The sequence below is a fragment of the Candidatus Chloroploca sp. Khr17 genome (assembly GCF_004138165.1).
Classification (GTDB): Bacteria; Chloroflexota; Chloroflexia; order Chloroflexales; family Chloroflexaceae; genus Chloroploca.
On sequence record NZ_RYFF01000021.1, the window covers coordinates 24702 to 48233 of the forward strand.

The 23532-nt window shown below is 57.3% G+C and carries 23 protein-coding genes; 11 read left to right on the plus strand and 12 right to left on the minus strand.

Annotated elements, in window-relative coordinates; all coding sequences use genetic code 11:
* Positions 1–149 precede the first annotated feature (149 nt).
* Positions 150–2312, plus strand: coding sequence for a cyclic nucleotide-binding domain-containing protein (locus tag EKD05_RS13495; RefSeq protein ID WP_129673559.1), 2163 nt, complete (start codon positions 150–152; stop codon positions 2310–2312).
* A gap of 54 nt (positions 2313–2366) precedes the next feature.
* Here EKD05_RS13495 and EKD05_RS13500 read toward each other — a convergent pair whose 3' ends face one another.
* Positions 2367–2864 (minus strand): hypothetical protein, encoded by a 498-nt coding sequence (locus EKD05_RS13500; protein WP_129673561.1) that lies wholly within the window; start codon positions 2862–2864, stop codon positions 2367–2369.
* Between the two features lie 574 nt (positions 2865–3438).
* On the opposite strand from EKD05_RS13500, the gene EKD05_RS13505 reads away from it, so the two are divergent.
* Positions 3439–5103: an NAD(P)/FAD-dependent oxidoreductase gene (locus EKD05_RS13505; RefSeq protein WP_129673563.1), complete on the plus strand. Its 1665-nt coding sequence runs from the start codon at positions 3439–3441 to the stop codon at positions 5101–5103.
* Positions 5104–5230: 127 nt separating this feature from the next.
* Here EKD05_RS13505 and EKD05_RS13510 read toward each other — a convergent pair whose 3' ends face one another.
* On the minus strand, positions 5231–5791 hold the full coding sequence (locus EKD05_RS13510; RefSeq protein ID WP_129673565.1) for a hypothetical protein: 561 nt from the start codon (positions 5789–5791) through the stop codon (positions 5231–5233).
* Positions 5792–5978: 187 nt separating this feature from the next.
* Between EKD05_RS13510 and cysK the strand changes: the two genes are divergently transcribed.
* Positions 5979–6908, plus strand: coding sequence for a cysteine synthase A (cysK, locus tag EKD05_RS13515; protein WP_129673567.1), 930 nt, complete (start codon positions 5979–5981; stop codon positions 6906–6908).
* A 193-nt stretch (positions 6909–7101) separates the two neighbouring features.
* On the opposite strand, the gene EKD05_RS13520 is transcribed toward cysK, so the two are convergent.
* From EKD05_RS13520 to EKD05_RS13530, 3 genes are all read right to left on the minus strand, one after another.
* Entirely contained in the window at positions 7102–8004 is a 903-nt protein-coding gene (locus EKD05_RS13520; RefSeq protein ID WP_129673569.1) for an MBL fold metallo-hydrolase, read from the minus strand.
* 39 nt (positions 8005–8043) lie between these two features.
* Positions 8044–11850, minus strand: a complete 3807-nt coding sequence (dnaE, locus tag EKD05_RS13525; protein ID WP_129673571.1) for a DNA polymerase III subunit alpha — start codon at positions 11848–11850, stop codon at positions 8044–8046.
* Between the two features lie 268 nt (positions 11851–12118).
* Entirely contained in the window at positions 12119–12544 is a 426-nt protein-coding gene (locus EKD05_RS13530; protein WP_129673573.1) for a single-stranded DNA-binding protein, read from the minus strand.
* A 532-nt stretch (positions 12545–13076) separates the two neighbouring features.
* Here EKD05_RS13530 and EKD05_RS13535 point away from each other — a divergent pair.
* From EKD05_RS13535 to rpmE, 6 genes are all read left to right on the plus strand, one after another.
* Complete coding sequence (locus EKD05_RS13535) at positions 13077–13736, plus strand: hybrid sensor histidine kinase/response regulator (protein WP_129673575.1); 660 nt, start codon at positions 13077–13079, stop codon at positions 13734–13736.
* Positions 13718–13873 carry a hypothetical protein gene (locus tag EKD05_RS25770; RefSeq protein ID WP_165360732.1) on the plus strand — a complete coding sequence of 52 codons (156 nt, stop codon included), beginning with the start codon at positions 13718–13720 and terminating at the stop codon, positions 13871–13873. The genes EKD05_RS13535 and EKD05_RS25770 overlap by 19 nt, the downstream gene beginning before the upstream one ends.
* Positions 13874–13884: 11 nt before the next feature.
* The gene (locus EKD05_RS13540; protein ID WP_129673577.1) at positions 13885–14463 is read left to right on the plus strand and encodes a hypothetical protein; all 579 of its coding nucleotides are present in this window, start codon (positions 13885–13887) and stop codon (positions 14461–14463) included.
* 201 nt (positions 14464–14664) lie between these two features.
* Positions 14665–14979 (plus strand): 50S ribosomal protein L21, encoded by a 315-nt coding sequence (gene rplU, locus EKD05_RS13545; protein WP_129673671.1) that lies wholly within the window; start codon positions 14665–14667, stop codon positions 14977–14979.
* A 14-nt stretch (positions 14980–14993) separates the two neighbouring features.
* Positions 14994–15269, plus strand: a complete 276-nt coding sequence (rpmA, locus tag EKD05_RS13550) for a 50S ribosomal protein L27 (protein ID WP_129673579.1) — start codon at positions 14994–14996, stop codon at positions 15267–15269.
* Positions 15270–15383: 114 nt separating this feature from the next.
* Complete coding sequence (gene rpmE, locus EKD05_RS13555) at positions 15384–15683, plus strand: 50S ribosomal protein L31 (protein ID WP_129673581.1); 300 nt, start codon at positions 15384–15386, stop codon at positions 15681–15683.
* A gap of 72 nt (positions 15684–15755) precedes the next feature.
* Here rpmE and EKD05_RS13560 read toward each other — a convergent pair whose 3' ends face one another.
* From EKD05_RS13560 to EKD05_RS13580, 5 genes are all read right to left on the minus strand, one after another.
* The gene (locus tag EKD05_RS13560; RefSeq protein WP_240695770.1) at positions 15756–16769 is read right to left on the minus strand and encodes a YafY family protein; all 1014 of its coding nucleotides are present in this window, start codon (positions 16767–16769) and stop codon (positions 15756–15758) included.
* A 3-nt stretch (positions 16770–16772) separates the two neighbouring features.
* Positions 16773–16985, minus strand: coding sequence for a hypothetical protein (locus EKD05_RS13565; protein ID WP_129673583.1), 213 nt, complete (start codon positions 16983–16985; stop codon positions 16773–16775).
* Between the two features lie 113 nt (positions 16986–17098).
* A complete protein-coding gene (locus EKD05_RS13570) occupies positions 17099–19150 on the minus strand; it encodes an NHL repeat-containing protein (protein ID WP_129673586.1) in 2052 nt (683 codons plus the stop codon).
* A gap of 23 nt (positions 19151–19173) precedes the next feature.
* A complete protein-coding gene (locus tag EKD05_RS13575) occupies positions 19174–20343 on the minus strand; it encodes a mechanosensitive ion channel family protein (RefSeq protein WP_205703943.1) in 1170 nt (389 codons plus the stop codon).
* On the minus strand, positions 20331–21104 hold the full coding sequence (locus EKD05_RS13580; RefSeq protein WP_129673588.1) for an alpha/beta fold hydrolase: 774 nt from the start codon (positions 21102–21104) through the stop codon (positions 20331–20333). The genes EKD05_RS13575 and EKD05_RS13580 overlap by 13 nt, the downstream gene beginning before the upstream one ends.
* A gap of 54 nt (positions 21105–21158) precedes the next feature.
* Between EKD05_RS13580 and EKD05_RS13585 the strand changes: the two genes are divergently transcribed.
* Together EKD05_RS13585 and EKD05_RS13590 are read left to right on the plus strand one after the other, a co-directional pair.
* A complete protein-coding gene (locus EKD05_RS13585; RefSeq protein ID WP_240695771.1) occupies positions 21159–21815 on the plus strand; it encodes a Crp/Fnr family transcriptional regulator in 657 nt (218 codons plus the stop codon).
* 122 nt (positions 21816–21937) lie between these two features.
* Positions 21938–22174: a ferredoxin gene (locus tag EKD05_RS13590; RefSeq protein WP_097654693.1), complete on the plus strand. Its 237-nt coding sequence runs from the start codon at positions 21938–21940 to the stop codon at positions 22172–22174.
* 110 nt (positions 22175–22284) lie between these two features.
* On the opposite strand, the gene EKD05_RS13595 is transcribed toward EKD05_RS13590, so the two are convergent.
* The gene (locus EKD05_RS13595) at positions 22285–22875 is read right to left on the minus strand and encodes an NTP transferase domain-containing protein (RefSeq protein ID WP_129673590.1); all 591 of its coding nucleotides are present in this window, start codon (positions 22873–22875) and stop codon (positions 22285–22287) included.
* The gene (gene phoU / locus EKD05_RS13600) at positions 22872–23528 is read right to left on the minus strand and encodes a phosphate signaling complex protein PhoU (RefSeq protein WP_129673592.1); all 657 of its coding nucleotides are present in this window, start codon (positions 23526–23528) and stop codon (positions 22872–22874) included. Before phoU ends, EKD05_RS13595 begins: the two co-directional genes overlap by 4 nt.
* Positions 23529–23532: the final 4 nt, after the last annotated feature.

Consider the following 23532-nt stretch of genomic DNA (forward strand, 5'->3'; position numbering starts at 1 on the left):
AGCAACGTATTGGTTGGGTGAAAGGTGCCGACTTTGCTGGCATCTTTCACCTAACCAATATGTTGCAAATATCTGCAAACAAAAAGCATTTGATCGTTTAATATATACTCTGAGGGATTTTGGCCGGGTTCTGTTGAAGGAAATACCCCATGGCTGGCGCAAGCACACGTCCTGACCCTCCTGACCACATTCGTCACCTGCCAAACAGTGTCGCAGTGGTGGCTACCAGTGGTGGTGATGTGCTGGTGCATTGTCCCCCCGAGACGCTGAAATATTTGTTGCATGATGGTTTGATCCCTCCCTCAATTATTGTGCTGCCGATGGATCTGACGGCAGGGCAAGAACTCGGCTCGAGTGGTTTTGTGCGCCGGGGGATCAACTATGCGAGTGTCGAGTTTTTGATCTACTCGAACTTCTTTGGGCAGCAGCGCAAAACGCGTCTGGTGACCGTCACTGAGCACCAGGCCCTGCGTTTGCGCACGATCCTCAACGAAACAATCCGTGGGCCTGCCGATCCTGAAGATTATGGCGAGTTTGCTTGGGTGCAGCAGGAGTGTGCTGCCGTCGGCTATTATCCACCGCTTGGGCGTGTGTTGATGCTAGAGGATCTGGTTGAGATTGTGAGCCTGGAGGCCGGGGGCGGCGATTTTGGGGTGACGCAACTGGCCCTTGAAGATGACCATTTTGTCTTTCGCGAAGAAGGCTGCGTCATCGCTCGTCTCACGACCCAGATTACGACGCTTGCCGTGCCCCTTCATCTTGCCCCACCGCGCCCGCTCCAGCGCCAGGAGATTACGCTGCAATTCATTGGCGGCAGCGATGGCTTTGATCCCTCTGGCATTACCACCTGTTTTCTCGCTTACCTTGGTTCAACGGTGCAGACCCAGGCAACGCTCTTTGATGCGGCGGCCTATGTTGTGCTGCGTCTTGGCAATCTGGGCGTCTCGCCAAGCCATATCTCTGAGGTGGTGCTGTCGCATCTGCACGAAGATCATCTCGCCGGGTTGCCTGAATTGATCTTGATGGGCAGCCATCGGGTGCGCTTGGTGACTTCGACCTTGATCTATCGTAGTCTGCTGCGCATCCTCGAAGCAATGCTCGATGTCCCGGCTCATCAGGTGGCGGCGCTCTTTGATTTCTACTGTCTTGATCCCGGAACTCCGCTTGAACTGGAAGGACGCCGCTTTGAGGCGATCTATGCGATCCATTCGATCCCCACGATTGCGGTGCGGGTGCAGGGTATCTGCTATTCGGGCGATATGCGCTATGATGAGACCTGGTTTAGTCAGCTCGAAGCCCAGGGGGTGTTGCTGCCCTGGCGTCGTGAGCAACTGATGCGCTTTGCCGAAGGTGCCAGCATCCTGGTGCAGGATGTTGGGGGCGGATCGATCCATACGACGATGTCGGCCCAACTCCTTCAGACCCTCACCGCCAAGAGTCAACGCCTGGTGCTCGCTCATACCAACAAGCATCAGTTGCCCGAGGATAGTGATGGCCTCGGCGATCGCATTGAGTTTGCCGGCAGTGGTATGGTTGTTGGCATGGGTGCCCATGTGCCTGGCGATGCCTTTACCGAGATGGTCGAGACGATTGCTGCCTGCCCAATCTTCGCCCGTTTGCCCATTGGCGAGCGGCTCATCCTCGCCAGCCAGGTCGAAGTGCTTAACTGGGCCGACGGCGATGTGATTCTGCACCAGGGCGATCCCTCTGATGGGGTGACCTATATTGTGCATTCTGGCCTGGTCGCGATCGATATGGATGGGGCGCAGATGCGCCTGCTGGGGCGTGGTAGCAGTATCGGTGAGCGTGGTGCCCTGCTTGGCGAGGCCCGTACGACCACGATGCACGCCCATGGCGAACTCCAGCTTTTGAAACTTACCCCCACGGTCTTTTTGCCGATTGCCAGAACCTTGCAGCTTGTCGAGGCATGTACCCGTGCCGACTGGATGGCCGAGTTGCCAATGCTACGGAGTTTGCCTTGGGCCAGTTTGCTTGATCTTGCGCTCGATTTTCAACCATATCATCTGTTGCCGGGTGATACCCTCTTTTCGGCAGGCGAACCTGGGTACGAAGGCTATCTGCTGGTATCTGGTACTATGCGCCTGATCGATCCTGCAGGCAATGAAATCGCCCTCAAAGCCGTCCCGGGTACCTTCGTGGGCGGCTATGCCGCCCTTTTGGGCGAGCCGCGGCGTACCAGTGCGCTGGCGGTGACACCAGTTGTGGTGTGGAGCCTGCCGGCCTCGACGCTCGAACGGCTCAATTTGCTCTACCCTCATCTGCTCTTGCACCTGCGTACGATCGTTGAGTAAGCGCTTGAGACCTCACAGGCTTGCCCGACCTGTGAGGTCTGACGGGTGTTCAACTCAGGGCGCATCTTCAGCCCAGAGCATGCCGACGCGCCCGCCTCCTAGGGCCATGATGCCATTATCGAAGGGGGCTTCGCTCAATGAACGCCAGCCTGTTATCGCTTCGCCCTGCAAATCGTAGATTGCTACATCGCCACTGATGGCCCCGTTGGTAAAGTAACGACTTCCCTGGGGAAAGAGCGCCAGAAACTCGCTCGCCAACACGTCGGCTTTTTCGCTGGGCATTACCTCGGTCGGATACGCCAGTTCACCAACGATCAGATGGGTCACGAGTTTGGCGGCAATCCGCCGAGGCACCTCGATCCACGCTGCGCCAAGGCCACGTAAGCCCGCTGCCTCAGCGAGTGCATCGAGCGCTGCACTCGCCGGGGCAGGCGTGGCTTCAGCGAGACGGGCCACGAGTAAACTCAGCGGATAGCTCGCGGCCCGTGCCTGGTCGAGCGCATCGGCTAGTTTCATCAACGCTGGATCTTCATCAGGGAGTAATATTGACATCAATTTTGCCTTTAAGATAAGGTTTCAGAAGAGCTAGATCGGCTTTACGCTCGACGCGGAGTGCCAACTGCAGTCGGCTTCCGGCTCAGCCGACTGCAGTCGGCACTCCGCTGAGCATCAACGGTACAGTACCCTGAAACCTTGTCTAAATATAACTTCGTAACATGACATGATGAGGGTGCTCAACGGGCAATAGCCTGGCAATAGAAAAGAAGCCCCTGCATCGCAGGGGCTCCTTAAGGTCTTGGAGGGGTATCACCAGACTGGTTTGAACCTAACGGGCCTCACCAGCAGTGATACCCAGACGCTTATGATCACTCATGGGCATCACCTCCTTTACGCCTGAACGGCATTTCTTGTGAAACTTCCAACAGGAGTACTATACCTGAGAGATGTGCCTGTGTCAAGAGTAAAAAGAGGGAATTTTTTCCTGCCGTGGTCAACGAGCCAGTTTTGCTGGCTCGTTGACCACGGCAAGGGTGGGGACATGCGACCATTGTCCTTGTCGCGGCGCGGCTGAATCTGGCGTATACTAAGAGGATGCGAGCGCATTTTGCACAGAAAGTGAATATCCATGGCTCAGCAGAGTGATTATGATGTTATTGTCGTTGGCGGTGGTCACAATGGGTTGACCGCTGCTAGCTATCTGGCAAAGGCTGGCAAAAGGGTGCTGGTCGTTGAACGGCGTGAGATTGTTGGGGGTGCCGTCTGTACCGAAGAAGTTATTCCAGGCTACAAGATTGATGTTGGTTCGTCAGCCCATATTATGATCCACCTCACCCCGATTGTGAAGGATCTGGAACTTGAGCGCTATGGGCTCGAATATATTCAGATGGATCCTTTTGCGTTCTTTCCCCTGCCCGATGGAAGTGGTTCGATTAGCTTTTATCGCGATACCGAAAAAACAATCCAGAGCATTGCCTCAGTCTCGCCGCACGATGCCGAGGCCTACCGTCGCTTTCTCGCCTATTGGAAACCGCTCAATGAAGCAGTTTTTGATGTGTTTCTCAATCCTCCGTCGGCGGCCCGCCTCTTTTCGACGGTTGGTTCGGCGGCCTCACAGTTGCCGTCGGCTGACCGTAATTCGTTTGAGGTTACGCGACGACTCTTTACGAGCTACGCTCAGTTGATCAACGAGACCTTTGAGAGCGAGCCGATGCGGGCGGCGATGACTTGGCTTGCCGCCCAGAGTGGCCCACCACCTGATGAGATTGGGGCAGGGGATTTCTTTGGCTGGCACGCGATGATGCATACCTGTGGGGCGGCCCATCCGCGCGGTGGAAGCGGTGAGTTGACCCAGGCGATGGCCCGATCCTTCAAGAGCGCCGGCGGCGATCTGGTGCTTGGTGCCCCCGTGCGCCGGATTATTGTCAAGAACGGGCAGGTGCAAGGGATCGAAACAATTGATGGACAGCGTTATTCGGCTCCCATCGTTGTCTCCAATGCCCATGTTTTGACTACCATGCTCGATCTGGTTGGCCCTGAATATCTTTCGTCAACCCTCGTGCATCGCCTGCGCAATATCCGCATTGGCAATGGCTTTGGGATGACCGTTCGCTGTGCCGCCGAAGAGTTGCCCGATTATCTCGCTGCCCCGAGCGGCGGTCAACCCCACGAGAGCCACCACGGGCTGCAATTGCTCTGCCCTTCGATGAATTATGTCCGTCGCGCCTATGAGGATTATTTGCGTGGTCAGCCTGCCCATGATCCGGCCGTCATTGCGATGACCTTTTCGGCGATCGATCCCGATGTTGCCCCTCCTGGCAAACACACGGTCTTCCTGTGGGCGCAGTATTTTCCCTATGCCCTCAGCGATGGCCGCCATTGGGACGATGTGCGCGAAGAGGCCGCCGACTCGATCCTCGAGGTGCTCTACCGGTATGCCCCCAATATGCGCGGCAAGATCATTGATCGCTTCATTCAGAGCCCGCTTGATCTTGAGCGGCGCATCGGTTTGCTCAAGGGCAATGTGATGCACGTCGAGATGAGTTTTGATCAGATGTTCTTCTTTCGTCCGCTCCCTGAGCTGGCCGAATACCGCACGCCGATCAAGGGGCTCTATCTGACCGGGGCCAGTACGCATCCGGGCGGGGGCGTCTTTGGGGCGAGTGGCTCGAATACGGCTCGTGTTGTTTTGCGCGACGCTCGCCAGCGCACCTGGGTGCCGCTCGCCGCCGGTGCCGGCGCCGGTGCGCTTGCCGCCGGGTTCTGGGCGGCCAGCCGTATGCGCCGCCCGTAGCAGACTGCTGCGGGGGCGGTGCGGCTTGAGGCCCCAAGAATCTCGCGTCTGCATGCGCAAACGGCCAGCGAAGCTGGCCGTTTGCGTAAGCATAAGTACACTGCCTGGGGCGTAGCCCCAGAATAGGCTACTCTTCGTGCGCTTCGTAGTAGGCCGCCAGGCCAGCCAACGCCATTTGCGCCAGGAAGGGCGTGACTTCGTTGCCAAGTGCGGTGCGGAAGGCACTGTAGTCAATGGCGACGGCTTCGCGCCACTGCTGCGCGCCAACGTAGTCTGGGAGGTACCGCCGCAACTGCGCCGCTAGATGCCGTCGTGTGTTGGGCAAGGCTATGGCGAGTACCGCTGTCCGCAGGTAAGCCGAAAAGGCCTCGCTCTCCGCTTCCTCAACGATTGGTGGTTCACCACACTGCCGCAGCATTGCCTCGACGAGTTCATCGGCGAAGTGCAGTGGCGCAAAGGTATCGCTTCGAAAGAGTTCTAAACAAAAGCTGTTGGCTACCTCAGGGTCGGCATAGAAGGCATTGGCGACCGCACGCTGCCCTTTGAGCGCCTGCGAAGCCGCGAGAATGCGCCTTTGCTCGCCTTCATCTGGCTCTAATGCGAGCCAACTGCCTGCACATCGCGTGAGCCGGGTGGCTTCTGTACCCCCGCCCGCTCGCGTTGAGACCCGAACCGATCTTCCTCGCATGCGTTGTCTCCCCTTCGTCTCCCTATGTCTGGCGCTGTCCTCGGCTCTTTCCTCTTTCCTTCTCTAAGGCTGTAGTATACTCGATCTCGTAATCTTTACTATTTCTATTAAGAACTTGACTTTACGCCCCGTCAGGTCTACAATATGCAGGAAAGTAAAGTTTGTAGCTTGTAAGGAGTAGGAGATCATGGCGCGCATTTTTGGGAACATTACTGAACTAGTGGGCAATACTCCGCTTGTGCGCATCAATCAGGTCAATGATAGCCATGCAACGCTTGTGGCCAAGTTGGAATTTTTCAATCCCGCCAGTTCGGTCAAAGATCGCATCGGGCTTGCGATGATTGAGGCCGCCGAGCGCGCTGGCTTGATTACGCCTGGCGAGACGGTGCTGGTTGAGCCGACCAGTGGCAATACGGGGATCGGGTTGGCCTTTGTCGCTGCCGCGAGGGGCTATCGCTTGATTTTGACGATGCCCGAGACGATGAGCGTCGAGCGTCGGAAGTTGCTGCGTGGCTATGGGGCTGAACTTGTGCTTACCCCGGGGCCTGATGGCATGCGGGGGGCGATTGCTCGTGCCGAGCAGATCCTCGCCGATCTTCCCAATGGCTATATGCCTCAGCAGTTCAAGAATCCGGCCAACCCCGAGGTGCATCGCCTCACGACCGCCGAAGAGATCTGGCGCGATACCGATGGGGCGATTGATGTGCTGGTCGGTGGGGTGGGTACCGGTGGCACGCTCACTGGCGTGGGTGAGGCGCTCAAGGCCCGCAAGCCTTCGCTGCGTGTGGTTGCCGTTGAACCCGAGTCCAGTCCGGTGCTCGCCGGTGGTAAGCCTGGCCCGCATAAGATCCAGGGTATCGGGGCCGGTTTTGTCCCCGACGTGCTCAATATCGCGATTCTTGATGAGATCCAGCCTGTCAGCAACGATGATGCCTTCGCCATGGCCCGCCGCCTGGCGCGCGAAGAGGGTCTGATGGTTGGCATCTCAAGTGGTGCCGCTGGTGTTGCCGCACTTCGTGTCGCCCATCGCCCCGAATATGCAGGCAAATTGATCGTCTTCATTGTGCCCAGCAACGGCGAACGCTACCTCAGTACCCCCCTCTATGCCGAAGAGTAAGCATTGGCTGCTGGCCTGACTATGCAAAGGGGGCGCGCAGTTTGACTGCGCGCCCCCTTCGTGTTGCGTTTAGCCCCACTACTTTTCAACTAAGCTCACGCGAAGGCGCGAAGGGTTCGCTCACGTAGGCTAAAAACGTTGCGCCTTTGCGCCTTTGCGTCAAAACAAGCGCCTTATTTGCAAGGTAGTGCGCTTAGCTCTGCGCACTACGCTGTTTTTTGAGATAACGCAGCATCCCTGCGGTACTCATCTCGCTCCAACTGCGTGCCATGGTGATCGCCGGGCTGTCATCGGGGCAACGAATCCACTCGGCGGCCAGCGCGATCGTGTCAGGTTCACCTGCATCGAGCGCCTTCTCTGTCAGGTCAACCAGTTCTTCCAGTTTCGCGTGGGCGCGCTCTAGCTGGAAGTCAACATCATCGTGCGGCCCATGGTGGGTCACATAGATCCGCGGTAGGTTCATCTTCCGCAGCATCGCGATCGTGTTCCGCTGCGCCATCAAATCATAGGTTGGCACTGGCGTCACCGGGAAGGCGAGCCCCCAATGATCCATAATCAGACCGGCTGCATCGCCAATAAAGAGCCCCCCGCTCTTGAGATCACGGTAGGAAAGATGATCCGGCGAATGCCCCGGGGTCGCGATCGCGGCAAGCACCACATCACGCCCGAGGTCAAGCCGCAACGCTTCAGCTGGAAGCAAGCGTTCCGCCGGGATCGGTTTAATGTCGCCGTGCAACGGCCAGGCCGCTTCACCAACTGCTCGCCGCACGCTCGGAACCAGCTTGGAGGGGTCAACAAGATGCGGCACAGAGGTGCTGTGAATATAGACCGTCGCTCGGGGGAGTGCCGCCGCCAAATACCCGGCCCCACCGGCATGATCCATGTGAATATGCGTACAGAGAATGTGTTCGACCTCTTCGGCTCGCACCCCAAGCTTTTCCAGCCCCGCCAGCGTATGCGGTACCGTCAATGAGGTTCCTGTTTCGATCAAGGCGATCGTTTCACCACGCACAACATAGGTTACACCGACCCCAGGTACACCTAGCAGATTGTGGTCAATCGCGGTAATATGCGAATCAACATTGATGATTTCCACGCCATACTCCTTTTTGATTGATGCGTTTGCAGTGTAACACTATTCTGCGATCACGCGTTCAGTCCCGAGCACTTCCTTTAAGTTGTCAATGAGGCCAGCGGAGATCTGAATCGTGTGCTGTGATTGGAGGATGACCGTGCCGACGCCATTGGGCAGATAGAGCGTCACGCGATCAGGGCCGACGCTCTCGCGCAGCACACTGTAGATATCCTGCATACACCGGACATCGGCTTCGTCATTGCCAGTCCGCAGCAGATAGAGCCGCAAGGTGCGTCCCTGTGGTGCAGCCGGTGTTTCGTGGTACGTTCCGCCATTGCTGGCACTGCCATTCCCTTTGCCATTGCCACGACTCTCGCCGCCGTTCACCTTCACCTGTTGCTTGGCCCGAATCGTCGTGATGGGGGTGGTCGCCGGGGGACTCGGGGGCGGTGTTGGGGGCACTGGCGTTAGGGTGGCGTCGTTTGTTGTTCGTGTTGGCTCACGCACTGACCCTGTTGCCGTTGCGCCTAGCCGGGCCTCGGGTTCGACAAGCTCACCAAACCCCTCAAGATCCATTTCGCTCGCGATCGGTGCAGGCGCCGGTTGGGCCGCTGCAATGACAGGCTCGACACTCTCGACGACAAGTTGGGTCACATCGCGGCGGTTATCAACCTTGGCGGTCAGTTTGACGGCCCCATCATCACACAGCAGATCGCCCGCTTTCGCCAGGGTGCGCGGGAAGGCGACCAGTTCGATGGTGCCGGTCAGATCTTCCAGATTCGCCACGAGCATCGTATCGCCTTTGCGCGTCGTGATCCGGCGCACGCCATTCAAGACGCCGACAAACGTCATCGTCGAGCCGATGCTTTCTTCACTGATATCGCTCAGACTGCTGACCTCGGTCAGATCGACCCCCTCGAGCGCACGCGCAACGGGATCTTCCGACACATTCAGCCCGAGCAACTCCTTTTCCCAGAGCAACTCCTCTTTCATTTCCGCTGGGGTTGACGTTATGATCGGCATCGGCACGCGGGACACGTTCAGGTTCTGGGAGTTGCCGGTTGTCTCGCCAAACATATCAAAGAGGCTGCTCTGGCCCACGTCGCGGGCCTTTTGGGCTTCGGCCCCTGCGCTGATCGCTTGGTCGAGAATCGCAAGTTTCTGCCGTCGCGAACCGGGCATGCTATCGAACGCACCACCCTTGATCAGACTCTCCAGGACACGCTTGTTGATCGCGTGGCGATCAACGCGCCCACAGAGATCCTCCAGTGAGACAAAGGGGCCGTTGGCTTCACGTTCGGCAATGATCACCTCGACTGGCCCATCGCCAACATTCTTGATGGCTGCGAGCCCGAACCTGATTCCGCGGTCAAATTGCACGCCTACGGGCAACGTCCCGTTGAGTGCCTCGATCTCGAACCCCTTCTGCGACGCATTGACATCGGGTTGCAGCACCGCAACGCCCAGTCGCCGTGACTCAAGTGCTCCCTTCGCGACATCCTCAATCGTCCCACCCGCGCCGGTCAAGACGGCCGCCATATATTCGACTGGATAGTTCACCTTCAGCCAACTCGTCTGATAGCTGAGCAAGCCATAGAGCGTGGCGTGAGGTCGGTTAAACGAGTAGCCCGCAAAAGGCAGGATTAGTTCCCATAACTCGTCGGCAACCTGCTGACTGATTCCCTTTTTGAGACAACCAGCCTTGAAGATAGCGCCATTCTCGGCCATTAGCGCCTTGTTCTTCTTGCTGATCGCCTTGATGACCACATACGCTTGCCCAAGCGTATAATCGGCAACACTCTGAAGCAGTTGCATAATCTGCTCTTGATAGACAATCACGCCATAGGTGTCTTCAAGGATCGGCTTGAGAATCGGATGCAGATACTTGATCTGGCTTGGATTATTCTTATTCGCAATATAGAGCGGAATCTGCTCGAGTGGCCCGGGCCGATAGAGCGCTACCATTGCATAGAGATCCTCGACCCTGGTTGGCTTGAGTTGCATCAGATAGCGGGTCATGCCCGCAGACTCAAGCTGAAACACATTGCGTGTTTCGCCCCGCCCCAGACTTGCAAAGACATTGGGATCATCAAGGGGGATCTGATCCAGCCAGAGGCTCTGCCCGGTTGAGCGCTCGATATACTTCAACGCCTCGGCAACGATAGAGAGATTGGTCAGCCCGAGGATATCCATCTTGAGCAGACCCATTTTAGCGAGGGTTGAACCTTCAAAAGCGGCCATGACGGCCTGCTCATCCTTGGTCGTCCGCTGGAGGGGCACAAGATCCTCGAGCGGCGAGCGACTCACCACGAGCCCACAGGCATGTGTCCCGACCGAGCGCATCCGTCCTTCGACCTTTTTGGCCCAATCAATCAGATCCTTCAGATGGGGCTGGGTCTCGTAGATCTGGCGCAACTCAGGCACGCGCTCGAGCGCCTGGGTAATGGTTGTGCCGACAGGTAGCGTCGGGATAAGCCGGGCAACCCGATCGACTTCACTCAATTCGATGCCCAGCACCCGCCCCATATCACGCAACGCCGCCTTGGCCCCGAGCGTACCATACGTGATAATCTGGGCTACATTTTCACGCCCATATTTAGTGGCGATATAATCAAGAATTTCGCCACGACGACTATCAGCAAAATCGGTATCAATATCGGGCATTTCAAGCCGTTCACGTGAAAGGAACCGCTCAAAAAGGAGTTTATTGGCAACCGGGTCAACATCCGTGATCTCAAGGGCATAGAGTACCAGCGAAGCCCCAGCCGAGCCGCGGGGGAGACAGGGGATACCACGTGAACGCGCATACTTCACGTAATCCCAGACGATCAGCATATAATCGGGGAACCCGGTGGCATTAATCACATCAAGCTCATCTTTGAGCCGAGCCATATAGTGATCAGGCGGAGCGCCGTGAAAGCGCTTCATCAACCCCTCTTCGCAGATGAGTTTCAGATACGACGACGCATCGTGGCCTTCGGGCAGATCAAACTGGGGCAACTGCACGCGGCCAAAGTCGAGCTTGAGATTGCACATCTCGGCAATGCGCCGGGTATTCTCGAGCGGGCCGGTACCATAGCGCTTGAAGCGCTCCCACATGGCTTCACCCGACATAATGTGATAGCTCTCGTCCATGGCAAAGTCTTTGGCACAGAACTCCTGATAGGTCAGGTTCATCCCCATTGACATCACCATATGTTGCGTCTTCACATCCTCAGGGCGCACAAAATGGGTGTCACTGGTTGCGACTAGGGGAATGCCAAGTTCGTTGCCAATCCGCACCAGTTCTTCATTGATGCCCTCGAGTTCGGGAGTATTATCGTGCAGCTGAAGTTCAAGAAAATAGTTGTCGGGGCCAAGCAAATCGCGGTAATAGGCGGCCATCGCGACGGCCTGGTCGCGTTGCTGCGCTATGAGTGCCTGAATGACTTCACCAGCAATGCACGATGAAGTGACAATCAGACCTTCGTGGTGCTGCTCAAGTAATGCGCGGTCGATGCGCGGGCGCGCAAAGATCCCTTTGCCCATGCCGTCAAGATGCGAGCGTGTCGTCAAATGCACCAGGTTGCGATAGCCAACCTCGTTTTTCGCGAGCAGCAACAGATGGTAATAGTTCTTTCCGCCCTTGACCATCTGACTCGTCCGCGAACCGGGGGCCATATAGGCCTCGACGCCGATAATCGGCTTGATGCCGGCCTTTTTCGCCGCATCATAGAACTCCATCGCCCCATACATCACCCCGTGGTCAGTTAGGGCAATGCTATCCATCCCTAGCTCAACGGCACGTGCAGCGATGGCCTTGGTTGAGGCGTATCCGTCAAGCAGGCTATATTCCGAGTGAACGTGGAGGTGTACAAAGTCTTTCATGGAAAAGTCTTTACACTTGTAAAACCAGCAAACCCCACTGCTTATGCAAAAAACGAATGTTTTCCACAGCCTTGCTGTCAATTTAGCGCACCATAACGCGCTTTTTAGACATAACGTAGAGGGGGGCGGGTCAGACGATTGCTGGTCTCTATTATAACACAGGGCTCTGGCTCTGTGGCTAGTGTAAAGGGTACAAAGCGGTCAGTCGCCTCGTATGAACGGTTCTTACGCGGCGACTGATCGGATCGTGCAGGCGCATCAAGACGCCCTAGAACGGTATTTCTTCGTCTTGCACTGGGGCTTCCACATCTTCGACTTCGGCAACCGCTTCGCTTGGCAGTCCCGGACGAGCATCAAGAAAGAGCACATTTTCAGCGCGAACAAGGGTTCGTGAGCGTGTCTGCCCACTTGCTTTGTCTGTCCACGCGTCGGTACGCAACGCCCCGTTGACCCGCACCCGACTACCCTTGTGCAGATAACTATTGCACAATTCGGCCAATTTGCCCCAGGCCTCAACACTTGTCCAATCTGTCTCAAATTCACGCCGCCCCTCGGTATCAAGGTTGGCAAACCGTTTCGTCGCGACCCTCAAACGACAGACCGCCGCACCATTGGCCAGAAAACGTAACTCAGGATCGGCTCCTAGCCAGCCAAGCAACTCTACGCAATTGACGGTTCCCTTCACCGGTTCCATACCTGCCCTCTTTCTTCCTTATGCGCCCGCCTCTCCTCCACAGGGTATGCGCTGCGCTCTGCTCATACGCTCGCCATCTATACCGTCGCGCCCCCCCCAAAAGATACGGCTCTCTCGGCAAGTTCACCTCTTGCCAAACCCATTAGGCGTGCAGTACATCTCCGGGGTCGCCGTCGCCGTAAACGGCTCGGCTACTGCGTGCGAAGCCGACCTGCGCCGGCTGAGGCTGAGTCAGGCCGCGCAGGCGGCCTTCGCTCTCGCTCGCCAAGGGCTTCGCCCCGACGGCGCTCCGGTCAGGTGATCTTTACATCAGCCCTGCAAGGTATTGTCTCTAGGGTAGGTATACTAATAAAGACTGGTATACTCTTATTGTCTTTGCGCAATGCATCCGCTCGATCCCGCGCAGGTGAGTTTCGCATCCCAGCGCCGAGCGCTTATGGTTTTTCAGAATTAAATCAGGTAGTGCCGACTTCAGTCGGCTTCCGGCTCAACCGACTGATTAGTCTGTAGTTTAGATACAAAAGCAGGGCACATGGGCGACTCTCTTCAAGCAGCTTCTGCCGACAAACAGGCAACGATCCTCGAGTTGAGCCAGCTTGTCTGCTCTTCACTTGATCTGGCAGAGGGCTTTGAACGCATTCTGACTGCGGTGCGTGATCTGAGCCTCGCCATGACCCGACCAGTCTGGCGTGAGGCACCTCAGCGTCGCGGCATTCTGATCACGGTCATAACTGATCTCCAGCCTGTGCCTCCCTTCGCCGGTGATGCTCCCGCTCTTCGTGAAATGATCACGAATCTGCTCTTAAATGCTGTCGATGCGATGCCTGCGGGTGGTCAACTGACCTTGCATATTGCGCTTGTGTCCGCGTCGGCAAGCCCCCTGCGACAAGCATCAGCGCTCATCCAACTCCAGCGATACCGGGGTTGGTATGAGCCAGGAAGTGCAGGCGCGCAATCCCCTCGCGCATACGCCAGGCACCTTCTTGTTGTCGAAGATGAGCCGCTGGTGCGACGGGTACTGGTGCGCCAGATCCAGCGCCTCGGCTATGATGTCACGGAAGCCGCCGCTGGTGCGACCGCCCTTGCCTTGCTGACGGCACATCATTTTGATCTGCTCTGTACTGACTTGGGGATGCCTGGCCTCTCGGGATGGGAACTGATTGACGTGTGCGTATGCAGTACCATGATCTGAAGATCGTGCTGATCTCGGAGTGGGGCGATCAACTTGATCCCGCCGAAGCACGGACCCATAGCGTTGATGCGATCCTTGCCAAACCTTTCGACCTTACTAGTTTGCAGCGTATTTTGTATAGTTTACTTGACCAATGAAAGAACAACCTTTGCCCTCATCAACTCGATCGGTTTCACCGTGGCCGATCCGCCAGCGTCAGATCCGTCGCCAGATCGTCTATCTTTGGTGGACATTGATGTTGATCGTGAGTCTTATGCTCGCGAGTGGCATGCTGGCGGTGACCCTTCAGGCCTCACGTGATGATACGAGACGCACTGATCTTGCCTTGGTGGTGACACCTGTCGTGCCCTCACAGGCGATGATTGATCATACCCTTGATCTCTATCGCCGCGGTCTTGTCGCCCAGATGTTGCTCGTCGGCGAGGGCAGTGATGGCCTGCGTGCGCGCCTCGTTGAACAGGGCCTTAGTGAAGAACGCATTGTGTTGCTATCGACCGCTCACCACGTGCCTACCGACCTACAACTCGCCGGACAGAGTGCCCGTACCCAGGGAAGCCAGACTGTGCTTGTCGTTGCTGAACCTGTAGACATGTTGACCGCACTCAAAATTATGCGCGACCAGGATCTCCGTGCCTATAGTTCACCTGTCCGCGAGTCGACCCTCGATCTCGGGACGTTATTCCGCGGTACGATGCGCTATTGGAACTATGTGCTTGCCTTGTCTTGAGGCTGAAAAACGTGTGATTAACACGAGACGTTGTGCCCACGTTTGACAGCCCCCTCACGCTCTGCTATAATGCACCGGGTTAAGGGCGGTGTTCCCGCTCTATTTTCATGTTGTCGAGAAACGAGTTGTTGGCCGCAGCACCAGCAGACCTGCAGCGGGTTCCTGCTACTCGTCATGCAGCTGCCGAAGGAGAATGTTGCCGTGTATGCGATTATCCGTGATCGCGGAATGCAATACCGCGTTGAGCAGGGTCAGGTTCTTACCATTGACCTCGTAGCACATGCCGAGGCTGGGGCTGAGCTTGAGCTTGGCGAAGTGCTTCTGGTCAGTGATGGTGAAAAGGTTACGGTTGGTTCGCCCCTCGTCAGTGGGGCTATGGTACGGGCCGAGGTGCTTGACCATGTCAAGGGCGACAAGATTGTTGTCTTCCGTTACCGCAACAAGAAGCGCTATCGCCGTCGCACCGGCCATCGCCAGCGCTATACACAGATCAAAATTAACGAGATTACGATCTAGAAGAGGAACAAGTCATGGCACATAAAAAGGGTGTAGGCAGTTCGCGCAATGGCCGCGATAGCAAGCCCAAAATGCGTGGCGTCAAGATGTATGGCGGGCAGCGCGTCGTTCCTGGCAATATTATTGTTCGCCAGTGCGGCACCAAGATTAAGCCTGGCAAGAATGTTGGCCTCGGGCGTGACTATACGATCTATGCGATGATCGAGGGTGTTGTCAAGTTTCAGCCCTATTCGCGCACCCAGAAGATGGTGAGTGTCATCCCCTTTGAGGTTGCCGCGAGCGCTGATTAACGAGCGTATAGTTAGCCTGATCTGTTGCGTAAAGCTTGTCAAAACGCGAAGAAATAGCCCGGAAGGCCTGATGAGAGCGCTACGTTCTCGCCTTCCGTAACGAGGAGCGTAGTTGTGAAGCAGGGCATTCACCCCAAGTACAATACCGATGGCGTGGTTTGCACGACCTGTGGCACCCGGTGGCAAATTGGCACAACACGCCAGAATCTGCGTGTTGAGATTTGCTCAAATTGTCACCCGTTTTATACCGGTGAGCAGCGCATTGTTGATACTGCCGGCCAAGTTGATCGTTTTATGAAGCGCCTCAGTGCTTCGCAGGATCGCCAGGCCGCTATCGAAAAGCAGCGCACAGCCAAAAATCAGCCCCAACCCAAGAAGAGTTTGCTCAAAGAACTCTATGGCGACGATGCGTAATTCGCGTCGCTTGCGTGCCGCAACAAGAAGCGCACTGGCTTGACCAGTGCGCTTCTTGTTATGGTACGCGACTCAGGCCTCTTGTCCGCCGTCGTATAAGGCTACCATGCGCCTGGCGTGTGCTTGTATCTCTGCACGCAGGGCCGGTGGGGCGAGAACTTCGGCGTCGGCACCCCACCCAAGAATCCACGGCAAGACTTCGCGGATGCCGCCAATGGTCATCGCGAGTTCGCATCCACCGTTGGCTAGTTCGGTCAGACGCTGCGAGTGATGCCAGAGGCTCTCACGGATCTGAGGGGCCACGTGGGCACTGAAGCGTACCTGCACCTCGACCTCAGTCTCGTCCATCACGCCCCAGGCACGGGCAAGAAAGGCGTACGGGTCAAAGTCAGTCGGCACCGTATAGCTTTCATCAAGCAGTTCGGCGGTCTCGATGCGCTCGATTTTGAAGGTGCGAATCGCCGCTCGTAGGCGATCATGCCCAATCACATAGGCCGCTGGCGCACTACGTGAAACCTCAATGAAGTAGGGCGCTACGTCACGTTCGGTAAGTTCACGGTTGGGAGCACGGTAACGGAGCCGCACCATGCGCTGTTCGGCCCAGGCTAGGGTCAGGACTTCGAGGATGCGAACATAGGCGGTGCGTACGGGCCGTTCACGAACAAGATCGGCAACCCGTGCAATGTGCTCAGCAACGGTGCCTGCTGGCATCCCTGCGGCAAGCTTGTCGAGGGCCGAGACCGTGTGCGGATTGTGTTCGTCGCTATGATGCGCCAGCAGGCGGGCGGCAAAGTAGAGCGCAACCGTTTCGTTGAGGTTGAGCCGGATCGTCGAGAGGTAGGTGGCACGGTTGATGCCAAAGCGTCCGCTATCCTCCCAGATCGGAACACCCATCGAGTCAAGGGCTTCGAGATCGCGGTAGATGGTGCGTCGGGTCACCCCACAATCGCGGGCCAGATCACTGACCCGCAACCCCTCGGGTGCATTGTAAAGCCGATGCTCGAGCCGGCGGAGGCGGGCCGCTTTGCTGGCAATGCGATGATCTTCCTCCTCCGGAGACCGATCCTGTGATGCTGCAATTGCCACGGCTTAGATCACAAAAGAGACGGCAACCATCCCGAAAAACAGGACAGAACTCAAGATGGCGATCAGCCGCAAATCGCGCCGGACATACATATAGTCCTGCGTATAATCGGGCGCAGACGCATGGTGGCGTGCAACAGTGGTTGGCCCTGGACGCCGCTGCTGGGGGCTGCGGATCGGCTGCCGACGACGCTGTTGTGAGCGAGAAGTACTGGGCATGAGACGTTCCTTGAACTTGATGACGCTATCGCTACAGACACGGTATTATACCATGTTGCGGCTGGGGCTTTGCCCCAGCCGCAACATGGTATAGGGCTACACTGAAAAGCTGTTTAGCGGACACCAAGTAGCTCGACGGCATCGATTTCGTTCCAGCTGGCCCCGTTTCGCTGGTCAATGGTAAGCCGTACGCCAACGATCCGGGTGAGCGTCTGGGGAAAGGTAATGTCACGGGCCAATGGGCACGTTGCGGACGGGCCTGGTTCGCCGGTGTAGACGGTAAAGGCCTCGCCGCGTTCGTCAATCAGTTCGATCTGGCTGACAAAATCCGGGTTAAAGCTGTGGTAGATCACCACACCAACCGCAAAGACCGGGGTTGCATAGCGTAATTCAAGGGTCTCAAGCGTATCAGGGGTAGCGGCGGCCCAGGCGTTGGGGCTATCCTGGCAGCCGACAACATCGGGCGGCCCGGTAGCGCCTGCCGGTTCGTAATCGGGGGCATAAAAACTCGAGGCCGTCGCCTCGCTGGCCCACTGACGGATCAGGGTTTCTGGATTCAGGGTCGGTATGAGGGCGGCTTCTTCCCCCAAACTTTCAGCCGTTGCACTGGTCTCTTCGTCGGCAGCCGCAAGGGCCTCCTGGTCAAGCTGGAGGCGGAGCGCGGTGATGGCGCTATACTCGCCACTATTGTCGCTGACCCAGACGATCCCGCCAGGTGCGGCGGCAAGGCCATTGGGGAGGTTGAATTCGCCGGGGGCGGGCAGATTGCCACGGGTGACGGGTTGGCCGCCCCGGGCGACGATCCTTCCGCCTGGAGCGAGTTGGAGGATGCCCTCGGTGTAGGTGGCAAGATAGATGAAACCGTCAGCATCTACATCAATGGCCCCGGCGGCAAATTGTTCGGGGAGCGCCGGATCGCCAAAGCGCGCCAGTTCTTGCCCGTTGGCTCCAAGTTTGACGACGCCACCAAAGGTGTCGGCGAGATAAACGTTGCCACTGGCATCAACCGCGAGATCGGTTGGCGAGAGGTCAGGCGTTAATTCAATGCGCCCGAGCGCACGCCCGGTGGGGCTAAAACGCACAATGCTACTGATAATCCGCCCGCTCTCGGGGCCGGGGCGGGCATCCAGGGCATAGACATTGCCGTCGGGGCTAACCGCGATGCGTTGCGGCGAGGCGAACCCAAACTGATCAGGGCCACTGCCGGCACTGCCCCAGCGTTCGACAAACGTGCCCTCGGCAGTGAAACGAGCAATTGCATTGCGTCCAAAATCGGCAACAAAGAGATCGCCCTCGGTTCCATAGGCGACATCATACGCATCAAGGATCGTTTGGGATTCGAAGGTGCCGATCAGGTCGCCATCGGCGGCAAAGATCCAGACCCCACGGCGACTCTCGGCGAGATAGATGGTGCCATCAGGGGCGGTTGCAAGCCCGCGGGCGGCCACAAAACGCCCATCAGGTGGGCCGGCACTTCCGCCGAGCCGTAAAACAAAACCGTCGGGGCCACGATCAACCACCACCGGCTGCTCGGCGCGATCAACAATCGGCACTGGCGTCGGGGTTGGCAACGGGATCAAGCGAATACTCTCAAGCATCGCTTGATAGAGGGCTGCCTCAGCAGGCCACGCCTCGGCTGAGGCCTGACCAAGCACCCGCAGGGCTGTTTGTGCCCCCAGCACCGCAGAAAGTTGACCGGCGGCACCCGGCGCACGCAACTCGGCGGTGACACCGGCCCCGCCATCAAGGGTGAGTGCCCGCGTTGGACTGATGACATAGCCGGCCTCTTGGGCGGCCATGCTACTCCAAGCAAACAGCGCCTCGGCATCCTCGGCGATCGCGGCACCAAAGCGTCCGGTCAGTTCATCAAGGGGGATGGCGTCAATGCTCAACACCAACGCAGGCCCGGGACTAGCAAGATCGAGGGTCGCCTCGTCAGGAGCGAGTTGCAGCACCTGATCAGTCTGACGCGTGACCCAACCAGCCGGGTAGCTGAGGCGAAACCCCTGAACCTCGGCTGTGAGCGTATGCGCCAACACAATGGGTGTTGGCGACGGCACTGCCGTAGGCGGGGGCGGCTCAACCGATGGTGCCTCAGGCGCAGGGGGCATAAGAGTACAGGCACTCAAAACGAACGCACACACGAAGATGAAAACGTGACGCATCACAACTCCTCCTGGCCACGGCGCTACGGCGAGCGCACAGGTTCTGGGGCTGCCTTGAGAGGATCATGGTTGGCCTGATTGACATAGAGCATCTGGGTTGGATAGGCAAACTGAATATTTTCAGCGGCAAAGCGCTCAAAAAGAGCTAGATTGATCGCCTGTTGCGTATCCATATAGACCAGGAACTCGGGGGAGAGGACAAAATAGACCACTTCGAAGGTCAGGGCAAAGTTATCGAACTTCTGAAAATGGGCGCGATCAAAGCGGGTGTGGGCCTGGGCTTCAATGGACTCGCGAATAATTGTGGGAATCTTGCGCAAGAGTTCGGGGGGCGTCTCGTAGATAATCCCGAGCGAAAAGACGATCCGCCGTTCTTGCATGCGCGAGAAGTTTTGAATGCGACTATTGAGCAGATCGGCATTAGAAAAGACCAGATGTTCACCCGAGATGCTCTGGAGGCGGGTCGTTTTGATCCCGATGCGCTCGACGGTACCCGCCATCGTCCCCACGACAATAAACTCTCCCGGCACAAAGGGCTTATCGAGTGTAATCGAGAGCGATGCAAAGAGATCACCGAGAATATTTTGCACGGCCAGGGCAATCGCAATGCCGCCGATCCCCACACTTGCAAGCAGCGGCGTAATATTGATCCCGGGCAGATTCTCGAGAATGAGTAGCAGAATGATCGAATAGAGCACCAGGCGGGTAATCGCCGTCAGCAACTGGGCGGTCGCCACGCGCCCACGATCAAGTTCGAGGTTACGCTGGGTATACTGGTCACCCCATCCCGTAATCAGGGCATTGCCCCAAATGCCGAGCTGGATCAGGAAAGAGATGCCTGCAGCCGTTCTGATCAAGTCTATCAGCCCATCAGGCAGGATCAGAATGGTTAAACCAAAATAGAAGGCAACAACAAACTTGACCCAGCCCTTGGTCTTTTTGGTGATAATGGCGATTGCATCATCAACAAAAGTATGAGTTGTCTCGGGATGACGGGCAAAGCGCCACCGCAAGCCAAGTTGCAGCAGCGTGATCGCCAGAAAGATGACGGCCATGATGATCAGGGCAATCAGCCAGCGTGTTGGTGAATTCGTCGTAAAGATCGCGGTCAGATCGCCAAAGATCGTCATCCACTCATTGACTGGCTGGAGCAATTCAGTAAGTTCGGTTTCCAATTCCTCTAGTTCAGGCATAACTCCTCTTCAAGAAACGTCCGAATCAGGTCACGCAGTTGTGCTGGCTGGTCAAACTGGATGCCGTGACCGCTTGCCGCAATGATGGTGGCGCGACAGTGCGCAATGCGCTCGGCGAGCCGAAAGAAATCGGTTTCCAGATTATTGACTTCACCGTCGCCATTGAGCAACAACACTGGACAGGCAATGCGGTCAGCCTGGTCGTAGCAGATATTGCCGCCGGCTGCATAGATCGCCTGCGCCGCCGCCGCCCAACCCTCGATCAACGGGGCGATCTGGTCTTCGCCATGGTTGGCAATGATCTCGTCGCGCCAACTGGCATAGTTGGCGTCCCAGGCACTGACAGGGAGCCACTGCTGGGCCGCGGCGGCCATCGGGGCCGAGATGACCCCGGCGACACCCCAGGCAACCACGCCACAGACGAGATCGGGCCTGGTTGCCGCTACTAGCAACGCACTCTCGGCCCCATCACTAAAGCCAAGCACGACGACTGGCCCCGGATTGAGGTGCTCGAGCAGCCGAATCATATCGTCGGCATCACGCTGGTAAAAATCAGGCGGAAAGTCGCGGAACGGGGGGCGGCTGGCCCCATAGCCCCGCAGATCGGGGGCAATGACCCGCCAGTTTGTCTTCAGATCATCAATCAAGTCACCCAGGTGACTACGTGCCGTCCCTGTAAACCCGTGCAACAAGAGCAAGGGATGGCCTGCACCTTCATCATAATAGGCAAGATTCAGATCATCGAGCACAACGTGGTGCATATAATTTCCCCTATAATAGTAACAAGCACTCTCTTATTATAGCCGAAGCGCAGTATGACCATGACGCTTGATGAGTTGCGATCCATTCCGCTCCTTGCTTTGCTCGATGACCGAACGCTTGCCGATACGGCCCGTCGCATGCATCGTTCAAGTTTTCGCCCCGGACAGCAGATCCTCCAGGAAGGTGAGCAGCCGCCTGGTCTCTTCTTTGTGCAGCGTGGGCGCGTGCGGCTCTCGTGCATGGCGGCTGATGGGCGTGAGCAGGTACTGGCGATGGTTGGCCCTGGAGAACATTTTAACGCCGTGCCGCTCTTTGATGGCAACCCCAACCCGAGCTCGGCCCGGGCGATGAGTCCGGTGATCTGCCTCATTTTGTCACGTGAAGACCTGATTGCCCTGATCCGTCAGCATCCCGATTTTGCGCTGGCCGCGCTCAACGCGATGGCCGTCCAGTTGCGTGAGCTTGTTATGCTTGTCGAGGATCTCGCGTTTCGTTCGGTACGGGCGCGGATGGCGCGGCAACTGCTGGCCGAGGCGGGTAGCGGTGCGGCGGAATTGACCCATCAAGAACTGGCCGAACGCGCCGGTACCGTCCGTGAAATCGCCGGACGCGCACTCCGCCGTCTGGCCGAAGAGGGCATGGTACGGCTCGAACGCGGGCGCGTCATCGTGCTTGACCCCGAGGGCCTGGCACGCGTGATCGAAGAATAAAGTTTGTGCTACGAAAGGTTTGTGGAGTTATGAGACTTTAGTGGTAGACGAGGGCATCGGCATTATAGTAATCTGTTTACGAACAACTCTTTCTTCAGTTTGAGCTAATGAGGAGCAAGCCTGTGCCGTACATTATTGTCGAACCCTGCATTGGGACCAAAGACGCGTCGTGCGTAGCCGTTTGTCCAGTTGATTGCATTTACGAGGGCGAAGATCAGTACTACATCAACCCTGACGAGTGCATTGACTGTGGCGCCTGCGAGCCAGAATGCCCAGTTGAGGCTATTTTTGCTGACGACTCGGTGCCAGAGCAGTGGAAGAGCTATATCGAGAAGAACCGTACCTTCTTTGGTGCCTAATTTGGCGGCGAAGCCGTCAAGAAGCAACCCGTAAGAAGCATGGTGCTTCGCGTGCAAAAGCCCAGCTTAGCTGGGCTTTTGCACGCGAAGCACCATTGGCTTTCAGGGCATTAGCCCTCGGAAAAGGCTTGATAGCCCTCGGGAGTATCAAGATCAATGCAGACCGCAGGATCAGCTACGTCAAGCCAGTGGACACGTGTGGTCGGATTGCGCAACAGGACGCGTGCGCCCGTATCACCTTCAAGGGTTGCGACAGATGGAAAGAGTGCGGCGGCAAGCAAGACAGGATTGCCGCGCTGACCCTGATAACGTGGCACAATGGCATCAGCTTCGGGGTGGGGGGCAAACGTGGTGATCAACTGATTGATGAGCCCTGGCGTGATGAAGGGTTGATCAACGAGCAGGATCACCGCTGCGGATGCCTCGGTGGGCAAGCTTGCCAGCCCACATGTGAGCGAAGCCGCCTGTCCAGTCGCAAAGGCGGCACACTCCACAACATGCACGCGGCTGCGCAGATCGCCGAGGGCCTGCCGTACAGCCATGGCCTCGGCCCCCAGCACCACCGTTAACCCGGCGAGGTGACTGGCGAGGGCAACCGTGGCGACGTGGCGTACCAGCGGTTGCCCTCGCCAGATCAACAATGGCTTGGGTGCCCCCATCCGGCGTGACTGACCGGCGGCCAGCAGAACCCCATAGATCACGGGTTCAGTTCAACAACCTGGGCATTCAACCAATAAACCACACGCTCGGCAATATTGGTTGAGCGATCGCCAATGCGTTCAAGTTTATGCGCGATCAACAAGAAATCGGCCGCCCGGGCCGGATTAGGATAATCCACCAGGCTATGGGCCAAGGTATGCTTCACCTGCCGATAGAGCAGATCGACTTCGGCCTCTTCAGTCGCCAGAGCTTGAGCTGCCCCAAGATCGCCGCTGCTCAACACTTCGAGGGCGCGCCCAAAAAGCCCCTGAACCATCCTAGCAAGGTGCATCAGATCGGCTGGTGGCTTAAGTGGCTCGGCTTGCTCGCCCCCAAGCACCATGCGGGCAATGCCTTTGGCATAATCGCCAATTCGCTCGAGTTCACTCCCGATGGCGATAATGCTCAGGATGCTCCGCAGATCGCGTGCGACGGGCTGTTGCAAGGCAACCAGGGCGATGGCATGATCTTCTAGGGCACGTTGGGCCGTATTGATCAGGCGATCATCTTGCTGCACTTCTTGTGCCAGTTCACGATCCTGATTTGTCAGCGCCGTCAACGCACGTTGAATTGCGATATTCGTCTGAGCACCAAGATCTTGCACCTGATGCCGCAACGAAGCAAGTTCGGCATCAAAATGATCACGTACGCGCATCGCA

What these genes read in the sequence shown, in the direction of transcription:
- EKD05_RS13495 (WP_129673559.1), top strand. Translation starts at nt 150, where the DNA reads ATGGCTGGCGCAAGCACACGTCCTGACCCTCCTGACCACATTCGTCAC.
- EKD05_RS13500 (WP_129673561.1), bottom strand. Translation starts at nt 2,864, where the DNA reads ATGTCAATATTACTCCCTGATGAAGATCCAGCGTTGATGAAACTAGCC.
- EKD05_RS13505 (WP_129673563.1), top strand. Translation starts at nt 3,439, where the DNA reads ATGGCTCAGCAGAGTGATTATGATGTTATTGTCGTTGGCGGTGGTCAC.
- EKD05_RS13510 (WP_129673565.1), bottom strand. Translation starts at nt 5,791, where the DNA reads ATGCGAGGAAGATCGGTTCGGGTCTCAACGCGAGCGGGCGGGGGTACA.
- cysK (WP_129673567.1), top strand. Translation starts at nt 5,979, where the DNA reads ATGGCGCGCATTTTTGGGAACATTACTGAACTAGTGGGCAATACTCCG.
- dnaE (WP_129673571.1), bottom strand. Translation starts at nt 11,850, where the DNA reads ATGAAAGACTTTGTACACCTCCACGTTCACTCGGAATATAGCCTGCTT.
- EKD05_RS13530 (WP_129673573.1), bottom strand. Translation starts at nt 12,544, where the DNA reads ATGGAACCGGTGAAGGGAACCGTCAATTGCGTAGAGTTGCTTGGCTGG.
- EKD05_RS13535 (WP_129673575.1), top strand. Translation starts at nt 13,077, where the DNA reads ATGGGCGACTCTCTTCAAGCAGCTTCTGCCGACAAACAGGCAACGATC.
- EKD05_RS25770 (WP_165360732.1), top strand. Translation starts at nt 13,718, where the DNA reads ATGCAGTACCATGATCTGAAGATCGTGCTGATCTCGGAGTGGGGCGAT.
- rpmA (WP_129673579.1), top strand. Translation starts at nt 14,994, where the DNA reads ATGGCACATAAAAAGGGTGTAGGCAGTTCGCGCAATGGCCGCGATAGC.
- EKD05_RS13565 (WP_129673583.1), bottom strand. Translation starts at nt 16,985, where the DNA reads ATGCCCAGTACTTCTCGCTCACAACAGCGTCGTCGGCAGCCGATCCGC.
- EKD05_RS13570 (WP_129673586.1), bottom strand. Translation starts at nt 19,150, where the DNA reads ATGCGTCACGTTTTCATCTTCGTGTGTGCGTTCGTTTTGAGTGCCTGT.
- EKD05_RS13575 (WP_205703943.1), bottom strand. Translation starts at nt 20,343, where the DNA reads ATGCCTGAACTAGAGGAATTGGAAACCGAACTTACTGAATTGCTCCAG.
- EKD05_RS13580 (WP_129673588.1), bottom strand. Translation starts at nt 21,104, where the DNA reads ATGCACCACGTTGTGCTCGATGATCTGAATCTTGCCTATTATGATGAA.
- EKD05_RS13585 (WP_240695771.1), top strand. Translation starts at nt 21,159, where the DNA reads ATGACCATGACGCTTGATGAGTTGCGATCCATTCCGCTCCTTGCTTTG.
- phoU (WP_129673592.1), bottom strand. Translation starts at nt 23,528, where the DNA reads ATGCGCGTACGTGATCATTTTGATGCCGAACTTGCTTCGTTGCGGCAT.